General features: G+C 60.0%; 10 protein-coding genes. 5 read left to right on the top strand and 5 right to left on the bottom strand.

Annotated elements, in window-relative coordinates; genetic code table 11:
- Window positions 1-127 precede the first annotated feature (127 nt).
- The 4 genes from RGM2987_RS23550 to RGM2987_RS23535 all read right to left on the bottom strand — a co-directional run bounded on the left by RGM2987_RS23550 (window position 128) and on the right by RGM2987_RS23535 (window position 5269).
- The gene (locus tag RGM2987_RS23550; protein ID WP_245145201.1) at window positions 128-2500 is read right to left on the bottom strand and encodes a TonB-dependent siderophore receptor; all 2373 of its coding nucleotides are present in this window, start codon (window positions 2498-2500) and stop codon (window positions 128-130) included.
- A 120-nt stretch (window positions 2501-2620) separates the two neighbouring features.
- On the bottom strand, window positions 2621-3601 hold the full coding sequence (locus tag RGM2987_RS23545) for a DUF4880 domain-containing protein (protein ID WP_245145200.1): 981 nt from the start codon (window positions 3599-3601) through the stop codon (window positions 2621-2623).
- Window positions 3588-4103 (bottom strand): sigma-70 family RNA polymerase sigma factor, encoded by a 516-nt coding sequence (locus RGM2987_RS23540; protein WP_245145199.1) that lies wholly within the window; start codon window positions 4101-4103, stop codon window positions 3588-3590. The genes RGM2987_RS23545 and RGM2987_RS23540 overlap by 14 nt, the downstream gene beginning before the upstream one ends.
- A 407-nt stretch (window positions 4104-4510) precedes the next feature.
- Window positions 4511-5269, bottom strand: a complete 759-nt coding sequence (locus RGM2987_RS23535) for an SDR family oxidoreductase (protein ID WP_245145198.1) — start codon at window positions 5267-5269, stop codon at window positions 4511-4513.
- 160 nt (window positions 5270-5429) lie between these two features.
- Here RGM2987_RS23535 and RGM2987_RS23530 point away from each other — a divergent pair, with 160 nt between their 5' ends.
- Window positions 5430-6323: an AraC family transcriptional regulator gene (locus RGM2987_RS23530; protein WP_245145197.1), complete on the top strand. Its 894-nt coding sequence runs from the start codon at window positions 5430-5432 to the stop codon at window positions 6321-6323.
- A 25-nt stretch (window positions 6324-6348) separates the two neighbouring features.
- Here the strand turns inward: RGM2987_RS23530 and RGM2987_RS23525 are convergent, their stop codons facing one another.
- The gene (locus tag RGM2987_RS23525) at window positions 6349-6858 is read right to left on the bottom strand and encodes an Lrp/AsnC family transcriptional regulator (protein ID WP_245145196.1); all 510 of its coding nucleotides are present in this window, start codon (window positions 6856-6858) and stop codon (window positions 6349-6351) included.
- A gap of 201 nt (window positions 6859-7059) precedes the next feature.
- On the opposite strand from RGM2987_RS23525, the gene RGM2987_RS23520 reads away from it, so the two are divergent.
- The 4 genes from RGM2987_RS23520 (at window position 7060) to mdeB (ending at window position 11856) form a co-directional block, all read left to right on the top strand.
- A complete protein-coding gene (locus RGM2987_RS23520) occupies window positions 7060-8076 on the top strand; it encodes a 1-aminocyclopropane-1-carboxylate deaminase (RefSeq protein ID WP_245145195.1) in 1017 nt (338 codons plus the stop codon).
- A gap of 137 nt (window positions 8077-8213) precedes the next feature.
- Window positions 8214-8678: a transketolase gene (locus RGM2987_RS23515; RefSeq protein ID WP_245145194.1), complete on the top strand. Its 465-nt coding sequence runs from the start codon at window positions 8214-8216 to the stop codon at window positions 8676-8678.
- Between the two features lie 59 nt (window positions 8679-8737).
- On the top strand, window positions 8738-9160 hold the full coding sequence (locus tag RGM2987_RS23510) for a hypothetical protein (RefSeq protein WP_245145193.1): 423 nt from the start codon (window positions 8738-8740) through the stop codon (window positions 9158-9160).
- Complete coding sequence (gene mdeB, locus RGM2987_RS23505) at window positions 9157-11856, top strand: alpha-ketoglutarate dehydrogenase (protein ID WP_245145192.1); 2700 nt, start codon at window positions 9157-9159, stop codon at window positions 11854-11856. Before RGM2987_RS23510 ends, mdeB begins: the two co-directional genes overlap by 4 nt.
- Window positions 11857-12028: the final 172 nt, after the last annotated feature.

Genomic DNA, 12028 nt, shown 5'->3' with positions numbered 1-12028 from the left:
GATCTGCGTTTATCTTTATATCCCAGGTCACTATCAGTCCTGTGGGAGCAAGCTATTCGCCAAGGGGGCTGAGCTGTTTGGCCCTTAGCAGACCGGCATCAGACCGAGCCCCGCAACGAGTCGCCGCTTACCAGTTATAACTCAACTTCGCCGTGACCTCGCGTCCCGGGTTGTAGTAGTTCGCGGTCCCTGAACCGACCACATGTTGCTCATCCAGAAGGTTGCTGACATTGATCGCCAGGTCGGTGCCTTTATAGAGTTTGTAGTTGAAAGCCGCGTCGAACAGCGTCGTGCCGTCGCTGGTGCCGGTGTTGGCGGCGTCGAAGTAATAAGAGCCAACATACCGTGCGCCCAGGCCGACGCTGACATCGGTGTCGGGTACGCTGTAATAGGTCCACAGCGACGCGGAGTGCTTTGGCGCCGTGGCGAACTCGTTCCCCTTGAGCGAGCTGCCGTCGTACAAGGTCCCGCGCAACACTTCGGACTCCATGTAGGAATAGCCACCCACCAGGCTCAGGTTCGGGGTCAGTTCGGCCTTGGCCTCCAGGTCCAGCCCGCGTACACGAGATTCGCCAACGGTTTGTTGCTCGATGACACCGCTCGGTAGCACGACGGCGATGCTGACATTTTCCTGGGTCAAGTCGTAGACCGCCGCCGAGAACAATGCGTCCATCCCGATGGGCGCATATTTCACACCCACTTCGTACTGCTTGCCTGTCTTGGGAATAACGCCAACGGTTGGCGGCGAGACCGACTCCACCATGCTGATGTAGGTGGACACTTCGTCGTTGACGATATAAGTCAGCGCGCCGCGATAAGAGGTCTCCGAGAAGTTATCCGAGTCTTTTACGTTGTTGATGTCGGTGCTGGACAGGTCCAGCGAGTCGTTGCGCACGCCGGCGGTGACGATAAAGCGCTCGTAGAAGGACAGGTTCTGCTGCAAGAACACGGCCTTGGTCTTGGTATCGAGCTTGTCGTTACTGTAGGGCGCTACGCCGCTTGGAACTCCGGTGAACACCGGGTTGGCCAGGTCGATGGATCCGGTTGGGGAATAGATGGAGCTTTCCTCAGTCGAGGAATCGCCATACTCCACGCCCACCAACGTACTGCTGTCGATGTTTTCGAAACGGGCATCGTATTGCAGCATCAAGTTGCCGTTCAGTTGCTCGGCTTCGCTGTCAGTGCCGAAGATGTAGCGAGGGACTGTGGTTCCGGTGCGAGTCGTCGAGTCGCTGAGGTACACATAGCCGAAATCATCGGTCAGTTCGCTGTAGCGCAGGTTGCTGCGCAGCACGAATCCATTATCGAAATCATGGCTGAAGGTGCCGCTGATGTTGGTGCGCTCGACATCGTGAAAGTTGTAGCTGGGCTCGCCGTAGAACTTCTTGCGATCGTATTCCTTGTCCAGCGGATAACCGCCGCTGTTGGGCGAGCTTTGGGTTTTCAGGTAGTCGACGATCACCGAGGCCGAGGTGAAGTCCGTGGGGGACCAGGTCAGGCCGCCCATCAAGAACTTGTTGTCGTCCCGGGAGTGGTCGTACTCGCGATCACTGTCTTGCATTTTTGCGGTGAAGCGACCGGCTACGGTTTTCTCTTCGTTCAACGAGTCGCCAACATCGATGCCTGATTCGACATGGTCAAAAGAACCGTAGGTGACATAGCCCTGGCCGAACTTGTCGAAGCGTGGCTTCTTGCTGACGAAGTTCACCGAGCCGCCCGGGTCGGCCGGGCCGAACAGTGTGGAGTTGGCCCCGCGTATCACCTCGACGCGCTCATAGGCGAAAGGCTCCTCGCGCACGCCACGCATTGAGCCCAGGGTCAGGCCGTCCCGATAGGTCGTGGCCTGGAAACCACGAATCTGGAAGTAGTCGTTGCGGTCGTCAGTGCCGTAATAATCGGTAATGACCCCCGGCGTGTACTGCAGCAGCTCTTCGGTCGTGCTCACGCTGCGTTGCTGCATTTCCTTGTCGGTCACCACGGAAACCGAGGCGGGCGTATTGAGGATGCTGGTGGCCACCTTGCCGCCGACCCACAGCTCCTGGGCGACCACCGAGTGGGCGTCTTCGGTGCCGTCGATCCTGGCCTTGGCGTTGACGAGAATGGGCGCGAGGCGATAGTCGTCGAGTTCGCCCTCAGCCCTGGTTTGCGGCGTTAGCAGGTAAGCGTTCGGGCCTTGTCGTTGCACTTCTATGTCGCTGCCCTGCAACAATGAGGACAAGGCTCCAGGGGTATCGAGTGTGCCGCTCACGCCCCGGGTATTGCGGTTCGCCACGCTCGGGGCATCGAAGGAGAGACTAATGCCCGCCTCGCGCGCGAAGCGGTCCAGCGCCGGAGCCAGTGGCCCGGCGGGAATGTTCCACTGGTGAACCTGCTGGGTTTGATCAACGCTCGAGGATTGCGCCAGGGACGGCAGTGCGTAGCTGCTGACGATGGCGCCAAAGATCGCACCGTGCAGGGTACGATTCAGCCGGGGACGCTGTAGAACCGGGGACGAACTCATTTACTCGCTCCGTGAAAGGGGATCGGCAGATAGGCTTGTATGTCAGCCTTTCTTACATGCCGAACGAGAATGAGAAATCACCTCATTTTTATTTGAGCTTCGCGAGCGGACACAAAAAACTTAGCTGGCGGCGCTCAACGTCACCCAATAATGGGTTCGATAATCAATGCGCAGATGCAGTGACTGCGCAACCAATGCCAGCACTCGGTCGGTGTCGGCGAGCTGAAAGGTGCCGGAAACGCGCAGGCCCGAAACCTCGTCGGCGCATCGCAATACACCGGGGCGATAGCGCGACAAGGTCTCGATGAAATCACCGAGGCGCATATCGCGTGCGCTGATCACCCCGTCGCTCCAGCTCCATAGATCCAGGCCGTTATCCTTGAATTCACGAACGCCATTTGAAGTAAACAGCCGCTGATTTCCAGCCTGGACGGTATTGTTGCCCAGGTTATGACTGGTTCCGGGAAATACCGCCACTGCGCCGGCCTGCACCGCAAGGAGGGTGCCGTCGTCACGCTCGTGCGCCAGGAACCGGCCGTTGGATGTGCGTATGAGTCCGTCACGGGTTTGCAGCCAGAAAGGACGCGATTGCGCCGAACCGGTATCTGCACCGATGTTCACGATGATTTCGCCGCGCCGCAGTACGACCAGGCGTCGTTCTGCATTGAAATAGCTGTCGACGGCACTGTCGCTATTGAGCTGGATAAGGCTGCCGTCATCGAGCTGGACGCGTTTGCGCTCGCCAGTCCTGCTGTGTTGCTGGGCAAGCAGGGCCGGCAGCGGTGTGTAGTCCCGGCCCAGCCAGGTCGCCGCGCCCAAAGTGGCCAACGCACCCAGCAGCTTCAGGCTTTGCCGCCGATGCATGCCGGAGCGGGTGCCTCTGAGGGTTTGCCGGACCAGATCAGGTGGAATGCCCGCGAAATCATCGCCAAGGGCTTCTACACGCTGCCACGCTAACAAATGTTCCGGGCGCTGCTGCAGCCAGTGCTCGAACGTGCGCCGCGTTTGCTCATCGGCTGGGTTGAAACGCAGGCGCACCAGCCAGTGGATCGCCTGGTCGACCACCGCCGGATCCAGCGCTTGCGCTTCACTGTTCGGCATAGCGCAAGCGATAGCAGTGTTGCAGGGCCTTGGCCAGGTCGCGTTCAATCGTAGAGCGGGACACACCGAGTTTTTCGGCGATCTGCTGGCAGGTCAGTCCGTCGAGCTGGGCCAGTAGAAAAGCCTCGCGAACCCTCGGTTTGAGCAGGTCCAGCAGGCGGTCGATCCGCTCGAGGCTGTCAAGAATCAGCAGCCGCTCTTCTTCAGAAGGGATTTCCTGGGAAGGCAGCAGGGCGAGGCTCTCGAGGTAGGCGCGTTCCAGCTCGCGACGGCGATACCGATCGATCATCAGCCCACGCGCGATGCTGCTCAGGTAGGCACGAGGTTCGCGCAAGGGGCTTGATTGACGGGATTTGAGCAGGCGCACAAACGTGTCCTGCGCCAAGTCTGCGGCGCTTTCGCGACAGCCGATGCGCCGGCTCAGCCAGCCGTGCAACCAGGAGTGGTGGCTGCGATAGAGCTGCGCGAGATCGGCATTGCCCAATGTGTCGTTGCTGCGCATCAGCATCCCGGAAGACTACATAATTGATAATGAATCGCATTATATTCAGGCCGCAGAGGCCAGGGCAACTTTGCCGGACCTGAGGCTCGCTTTGCTATTTGCCTTGATAGGAATAGGCACGATCACGATGCCGGGTATCGGCTATTACTGCGGCAGCCAGCTCTGTTTCGTCGCATCAGGCCAGGCGGTATACCGTTCACTTAAGGACATCACTGAACTTGTGGCGAGGGAGCTTGCTCCCGCTTGACCGGGCTGGCGCTCCAGTGCGAAGCGCTCACAAAATGGGGGCTGCTGCGCAGCCAGCGGGAGCAAGCTCCCTCGCCACAATGGGTTAGATAAAGCCTAAGTGAACCACACGTGTCCATCGCCGGATTTTGTCGGCCAAGAAGAGCACGGGTAAGGGGGCATTACAGCAACTGCCCACCCGAAATATCAAAAGTGGTCCCGTTAGCCCAAGCCATGTCACCGGACAGGATCGCGGCGACCGCACCGCCGATGTCGTCCGGCAGACCGACACGGCCCAGGGCGATGCCTTGTGCCACGTAGGCGTTCACGTCCTGGTTGTCGCGCACCACGCCACCGCCGAAATCGGTGGCGATGGCGCCGGGGGCAATCGCGTTCACGCGGATCTGGCGCGAGCCCAGTTCTACGGCCATGTAGCGGGTCAGCACTTCGAGCGCGGCCTTCACCGCCGCATAAAGGCTGTACCCCGGCAACGTGAAGCGCACGAAGCCGGACGAAACGTTGAGGATACGACCGCCGTCTTGCATGAGCGGTAGCAGTTTCTGGGTCAGGAACACCGGACCGCGAAGGTGGGTGGCGACCAGTGAACCGAACTGCTCCTCGGTGGCGTCGACGAAGTTTGCAAAGAGGCCATTACCGGCGTTGTTGACGAGGAAGTCGAAGCGCTCGCGCCCGAAGTCGCTCGCCAGCGTGTCAGTCACTGCGCTCGCAAACGCCGGGTAGCTGGCGGTGTCGGTGATGTCCAGCGACAGCATCGCGGCCTTGCCGCCCAGCGCCTCGATCTCCTGTATCAGTGTCTGGGCTTCGGCGGCGCCGCTGCGATAGGTGCCGATGATGTGGACGCCGCGCTTGGCGAGGTGAAGGGCCATGTTGCGGCCCAGGCCACGGCTGGCGCCGGTGATGAGTGCGATCGGTTGGGTCATGGGTCATCTCTGCTGGGTTAGGTACGCCTTTTTCGGCGCGATCTTGACCTGGCCAAGATAGGCAATGAGCGCTTTGTAACCCACGCCCGATCAGCTCAATTTAATGCCTGATTGTCTCAACCGCCTTGTGCCCTGGCCGGGCACGGGCATAATCGGCCCTATGAACAGAGATCTTGCCCCGCATCTTGATATAGCCCTGCGCCATGCGCCGCCGGGATTGACCGCCACGCCGATTCCGCGTGTGGACCTGTGCGTCGGCCAAGGCTCTACAGACCAGGCGCCCTGCCTGTATCGCTCGATGATCTGCTTCATCCTGCAAGGCTCCAAGCGCGTCGCGATCAACGACAGCCTGCTGAGCTACGACAGTGAGCACTATCTCATCAGCGCGCTGGACCTGCCCTTGACCGGGCAAATTCTCGATGCCGAAGACGGGCAACCCTACGTCGCCGTATCGCTGGTGTTGGACCCGGCCACCCTGGCGGAACTGGCAGCGATCATGCCGCCGGTTCGCGAGCGCGAACAAAAGGGAATCGGCATCACGATCAATCCGATGAATGCTTCGCTGCGCGACACGTTGCTGCGCTTATTGTCATTGCTCGATACACCCGCCGACATCCCGGTTCTCGGCCCCATGCTCGAACGGGAATTGCTCTATCGTCTCTTGCAGGGGCCCCAAGGCCGGATTCTGCGTCAGATAGCCCAACCCGACGGCGCACTGGGCAGGATCCGCCGGGCCGTCGCCTGGATCAGGGACAACTCCACCACCCGACTTCGCATCGAGGCCTTGTGCGACGCCGCCGGCATGAGCCGGGCGAGCCTGCATCGGCATTTTTTGTCGCTGACCGGCCTCAGTCCTATCCAATATCAGAAGCAACTTAGGTTGCAGGAGGCTCGTCAGCTTTTGCTGGCCGGGGAACATCGCGCGTCTGACGTGGCTTACGCTGTCGGTTATGAAAGCGCGTCGCAGTTTAGCCGTGAGTATGTTCGGCAGTTTGGTGCGTCGCCTGCGCGGGATGTGCGAGAGGTGCGGCGGGGGATGGGGATTTCTCTATAGACGAGCGGCAGCCTCAATTCGAGCCTCAAAGGGGAATGTGGGTTGTCGACAAGACCTGGCGCAACCCCATGAACGAGCGAATCTGGCGAACCCCGGGCAGGTAAAGCAATTGCTCCGCGTGGAGCCGGTTGAAACTGTTGCTGTCCTTGGTTCGTATCAACATGAAGTAGTCGAATTCCCCCGTCACCACATGGCATTCCATGCAGCCGGACACCTTTTGCGCCGCGGCTTCGAAGGCGGCGAAGGATTCCGGCGTCGAGCGGTCCAGCACCACGCCGATCAACACCACCATCCCAGCATCGAGCGCTTGACTGTCCAGCAACGCGACAATGCCCTTGATCAGGCCCTCTTGCTTGAGGCGTTCGACTCGTCGCAGGCAGGCCGGCGCACTCAGCTTTACCTTTTCGGCGAGCGCTACATTGGAGATCGAGGCGTCTCGCTGCAGGGTCTTGAGAATGGCGCGGTCGGTCCGGTCCAGCGGGTGCGGCTCTGCAGCTGGGGTGCCGAGTTTCTTGTGGTTGTTTGTTGCGTTCATGTCGATTTCTACACAATAAAAATATGGTTTAAGTGGAAATTGAAAATTTATATTTCTTCAAGGCGCCTAAACTTGCAACACATATTTTTCGCTTTGTTCTTAATATTGGACTCATCGAAGCCCCTCTGAAAGAACCTGGAACGCAGCCCTTTTTGCCTTTCGGTCTGGCGCTTGGATATCCAATACACAAGGAGCAGAGTCATGAACCTGAATCGCTTTAAACGTTATCCGCTGACCTTCGGTCCTTCTCCCATCACGCCTTTGAAACGCCTCAGCGAACACCTGGGCGGCAAGGTCGAGTTGTATGCCAAACGTGAAGACTGCAACAGCGGCCTGGCGTTCGGCGGCAACAAGACGCGCAAGCTCGAATACCTGATTCCTGAGGCGCTCGAACAAGGCTGCGACACCCTGGTGTCCATCGGCGGGATCCAGTCGAACCAGACCCGCCAGGTCGCCGCCGTTGCTGCCCACCTCGGCATGAAGTGTGTGCTGGTCCAGGAAAATTGGGTGAACTACTCCGACGCCGTGTATGACCGGGTCGGCAATATCGAGATGTCCCGCATCATGGGTGCGGACGTACGACTGGACGCTGCAGGATTCGACATCGGTATTCGGCCCAGCTGGGAGAAGGCCATGAACGACGTGGTGGAGCGCGGTGGCAAGCCGTTCCCGATACCGGCAGGTTGTTCCGAACATCCCTACGGCGGGCTCGGGTTCGTCGGCTTTGCCGACGAAGTGCGGGAGCAGGAAAAACAACTGGGGTTCAAGTTCGACTACATCGTGGTCTGCTCCGTGACCGGCAGTACCCAGGCCGGCATGGTCGTCGGTTTCGCTGCCGACGGCCGTTCGAAGAACGTCATCGGCATTGATGCCTCGGCCAAGCCCGAGAAAACCAAGGCACAGATTCTGCGTATCGCCCGCCACACCGCTGAGCTGGTGGAGCTGGGTCGTGAGATCACCGAAGACGACGTAGTGCTCGATACACGCTTCGCTTACCCCGAATATGGTTTGCCCAACGAAGGCACGCTGGAAGCCATTCGCCTGTGCGGCAGCCTTGAAGGTGTGTTGACCGACCCCGTATATGAAGGCAAATCCATGCACGGGATGATCGAAATGGTCCGCCGTGGTGAGTTCCCCGAAGGCTCGAAAGTGCTTTACGCACACTTGGGCGGGGCACCTGCGCTGAACGCCTACAGCTTCCTGTTCCGCAATGGCTGATTAACGCCAATGACCTGTAGGAGCGAGCTTGCTCACGAAGCGGTGGGGCAGTCGGCATCAATATTGGATGTCATGGCCTCATCGTCGGATCGCCGACAGGAGCAAGCAGCTGCTATCAAACCGCCGGGAGTAGCGCCATGCATGCGATATCGCAATCCGCAGTCTGGATCAAGGAACCTTCGGCGGATGCCGGAGTGATCATCGTCACCAGCGCCGCGTTGCCCAAATACATGATCGACCAGCTGCACGTGGCGATAGATGACTGGGACCAGGTGGCTTATCTGGCCGTCAAGCAATCCGAGGCGTTGATGGTCGACTGGTTGCGGGGCGGGTCTGGCCCGGAGCAATCCGCTGAGGGCTATGCGTGTCATGCCAGCCAGCTGTTGCGCTCGGTCTCCCACGAAAGTTTTTTACTGGACGTCGAAGTCGGCACGGTGCCTGGCTTGGCCTGGCTGGGGTCGGTGCGCGGTCACCCGTTGCGCGTCGTCGAGCTGGGAACGATAGCCTCATCCACCACAGCGATGGATCAACAGGTAGAACAAGTGCTTTCGGCGACCCGCCGTCTGGCGAAAAGCGTGCTGCAGGCACGCGGCGTCATTTAGCCGGTGACCGCGCTAATTCACCTGTTGAATCACCCTCCCAAACAACAAAGGCAACGCCAATGAGCCAAGCGGCCTACTGTCGTAACAACGCCCTGAAGTGGATGCGCGAGCCTTCAAATTGCACACGAATCGTGGTCATCGCGGGTGGGCTTGATAGCGATCATATTGACTTGATCCATCAGGGTTTCAGCTGCTTCGACAATGTTGCACTGATCCATATCGATGCTGTGAAGACAGGGTCTGGTCAGCTCGCTGAAGGGCGAGTGGCCGAGGGTGATTACTGTTTTGTGGTACTCGGTGAAGTGGATGAGCATTTGTTGCACGACCTTTCCATTGGTCAGCCCTGCATCTACCCGATTGCTCCAGACGGGGCGGCCGAACGCTCGGTCATTGCGGCGGTAGAACAGGTGAAAAGCCTCGCCCGGGTGAACCGTTCGCACCCCCTTGAAGTGTTACCCGACACCAGCAGGAGTTGCTCATGAACCCATCCGATATCCAGATCCCAATTCCGGGCGAGACAGTTGAAGATGCACAGGAAATGGGCGAGTGGCGGGAAGCGTTGCTGTCCGTCATCGACCACGGCGGCACGGCCCGGGCGAAACAGATCCTCGACATGCTAGTGGCCGTGGCCGGCACGTGCGAGATTGGTTGGCGGCCCCGCCACGGTACGCCCTATATCAATACCATCAGCGTCGAGCAGCAGCCGGTGTTTGCGGGTGACCTGGCGCTGGAAGAGCGACTGGCGTCGATCATGCGCTGGAACGCGCTGGTCATGGTCGCCAGGGCCAACCAGGCCTATGGGGAGCTGGGCGGCCACATCGCCAGTTACGCCAGCGCCGCCGATTTATTTGAAGTGGGCTTCAACCATTTTTTCAAGGCGCGCACCGACACTCATGGCGGTGATCTGGTGTTCTACCAGCCGCACTCGGCACCGGGCGTTTATGCACGAGCCTTTCTGGAAGGGCGCCTCGAGGAACAGGATCTGCACCATTATCGGCAAGAGATCGGCGCACGTGCCAATGGTGCGCGGGGGTTGTCGAGCTACCCGCACCCGTGGCTGATGCCGGACTTCTGGCAGTTCCCGACCGGCTCGATGGGTATCGGTCCGATCAGCTCGATCTACCAGGCGCGTTTCATGCGTTATCTGGAGCATCGCGGCCTGCAAAATACCTCGGGGCGAACCGTCTGGGGGGTGTTTGGCGACGGTGAAATGGATGAGCCGGAAAGCATGTCGGCGCTGACCCTGGCGGCGCGTGAAGGACTGGATAATCTGGTGTGGGTGGTCAACTGCAACCTTCAGCGCCTGGACGGTCCGGTGCGTGGCAATGGGCGCATCATTGATGAGCTGGAGGCGCTGTTCGGTGGGGCCGGCTGGAACGTCATCAAACTGGTCTGGGGCTCCGACTGGGACGGCCTGTTTGCACGAGATAAAGATGGCGCGCTGGTCCGAGCATTGTCGGCTACGGTCGATGGCCAGTTCCAGACGTTCGCGGCCAAGGACGGGCGCTTCAACCGCGAGCATTTCTTCGGCCAGGACGAAGCCCTGGCGCATTTGGCCCAAGGCCTGACCGATGAGCAGATCGACCGCCTCAAGCGCGGAGGTCATGACCTGGTGAAAATCTTTGCCGCGTATCAAAGCGCAATGCACGAGGGCAAGAAACCTACGGTCATCCTGGCCCAAACCAAGAAGGGCTTCGGCATGGGCGACGCCGGGCAGGGCAAGATGACCGTGCACCAGCAGAAGAAACTCGATCACGAGGCGTTGATCGCATTCCGCAACCGTTTCAACCTGCCGTTGACCGATGAACAGGCCACTTCGCTGAGCTTCTTCAAGCCGGGCGACGACAGTGCCGAAATGCGCTACCTGCATGAACGCCGCCGTGCGTTGGGCGGTTACATGCCTACGCGACCTTCAACCTGCGAGTCATTGGCCGTACCCGATGTAGGCAGCTACGCCGGGTTTGCCGTCGCCGCCGAAGGCAAGGAAATGTCCACCACCATGGCCTTCGTGCGCATGCTTAGCGGCTTGCTGCGGGACAAGCAACTGGGGCCGCGCATCGTGCCGATCGTGGCGGATGAGGCGCGTACCTTCGGCATGGCCAGCCTGTTCAAACAGATCGGTATCTACTCCAGCGTGGGGCAGCGTTATGAGCCGGAGGACATTGGTTCGATCCTGAGTTATCGAGAAGCTCTGGACGGGCAGATTCTCGAAGAGGGCATCAGTGAGGCCGGCGCCATCAGTTCCTGGGTGGCTGCCGCGACCAGCTACTCGGTGCATGGCCTGCCGATGCTGCCGTTCTACATCTATTACTCGATGTTTGGCTTCCAGCGCATTGGCGATCTGATCTGGGCTGCGGCGGATCAGCGCGCTCGCGGGTTCCTGCTCGGCGCGACTGCGGGGCGCACGACCCTGGGCGGTGAAGGCTTGCAGCACCAGGACGGCAACAGCCATTTGATGGCGTCGATGGTGCCCAATTGCCGTGCCTACGATCCGGCGTTCGCCGGTGAGTTTGCGGTGATCCTGGACCACGGCATGCGCCAGATGCTGGAGCGCCAGGTCGACGAGTTTTATTACGTCACCCTGATGAACGAGAACTACCCGCAGCCCAATCTTCCCGAAGGTGTCGAGCAGGCAATTATCAAAGGCATGTACCTGTTCGCCCGGCATGAAGTCGAAGATGCGCGCGGCAGCGTTCAGCTGTTGGGTTCCGGCACGATCCTGCTTGAGGTGATCGCGGCGGCCGAATTGTTGGCCCGCGACTGGAACATCGACAGCGACGTCTGGAGCGTCACCAGCTTCACCGAGCTGGCCCGGGATGCCCGGGAAGTGGAACGCTGGAACCGCCTGCATCCCGGGCAAACCGCGCGGCGCAGCCATGTTCAGGAGTCGCTCGACGACACGGCGCCGATCATTGCCTGTACCGATTACGTGCGCGCCTTGCCTCAACTGATCGCCAGTTATCTCGATGCCCGTTACACCGTGCTCGGCACCGACGGCTTTGGTCGCAGCGATACTCGCAGCCAGTTGCGCAGGTTCTTCGAAGTGGACCGCCATCAGATCGTCCTGAGTGCGCTGACCGCACTGGTGCATGAGGGGCATCTGGACGCCAGTGTCTGTGCCGAGGCCATTGAGCGCTACGCCATTGACGTTGACGCAGTGGTCCCCTGGGACGCTTGAAGTCGGCCTCCCCCCTGTGGGAGCGAGCTTGCTCGCGAAGGCGATGGTTCAGTCACGTGGATGTTGGGCTTGCTGGCCTCATCGCGAGCAGGCTCGCTCCCACAGGTTTTTTTGTATCGCGCAAATGTTGTGAACACCCGCAACCCCCTGTGGGAGCGGGCTTGCTCGCGAA

The sequence above is a fragment of the Pseudomonas sp. RGM2987 genome (assembly GCF_022952855.1).
Lineage (GTDB): Bacteria > Pseudomonadota > Gammaproteobacteria > Pseudomonadales > Pseudomonadaceae > Aquipseudomonas.
This window is presented reverse-complemented; position numbering and strand designations above follow the sequence as displayed.

Coding starts and splice junctions, on each gene's coding strand:
- RGM2987_RS23510 (WP_245145193.1), top strand. CDS start 8,738: ATGAGCCAAGCGGCCTACTGTCGTAACAACGCCCTGAAGTGGATGCGC.
- RGM2987_RS23545 (WP_245145200.1), bottom strand. CDS start 3,601: ATGCCGAACAGTGAAGCGCAAGCGCTGGATCCGGCGGTGGTCGACCAG.
- RGM2987_RS23550 (WP_245145201.1), bottom strand. CDS start 2,500: ATGAGTTCGTCCCCGGTTCTACAGCGTCCCCGGCTGAATCGTACCCTG.
- RGM2987_RS23530 (WP_245145197.1), top strand. CDS start 5,430: ATGAACAGAGATCTTGCCCCGCATCTTGATATAGCCCTGCGCCATGCG.
- RGM2987_RS23525 (WP_245145196.1), bottom strand. CDS start 6,858: ATGAACGCAACAAACAACCACAAGAAACTCGGCACCCCAGCTGCAGAG.
- RGM2987_RS23535 (WP_245145198.1), bottom strand. CDS start 5,269: ATGACCCAACCGATCGCACTCATCACCGGCGCCAGCCGTGGCCTGGGC.
- RGM2987_RS23520 (WP_245145195.1), top strand. CDS start 7,060: ATGAACCTGAATCGCTTTAAACGTTATCCGCTGACCTTCGGTCCTTCT.
- RGM2987_RS23540 (WP_245145199.1), bottom strand. CDS start 4,103: ATGCGCAGCAACGACACATTGGGCAATGCCGATCTCGCGCAGCTCTAT.
- mdeB (WP_245145192.1), top strand. CDS start 9,157: ATGAACCCATCCGATATCCAGATCCCAATTCCGGGCGAGACAGTTGAA.
- RGM2987_RS23515 (WP_245145194.1), top strand. CDS start 8,214: ATGCATGCGATATCGCAATCCGCAGTCTGGATCAAGGAACCTTCGGCG.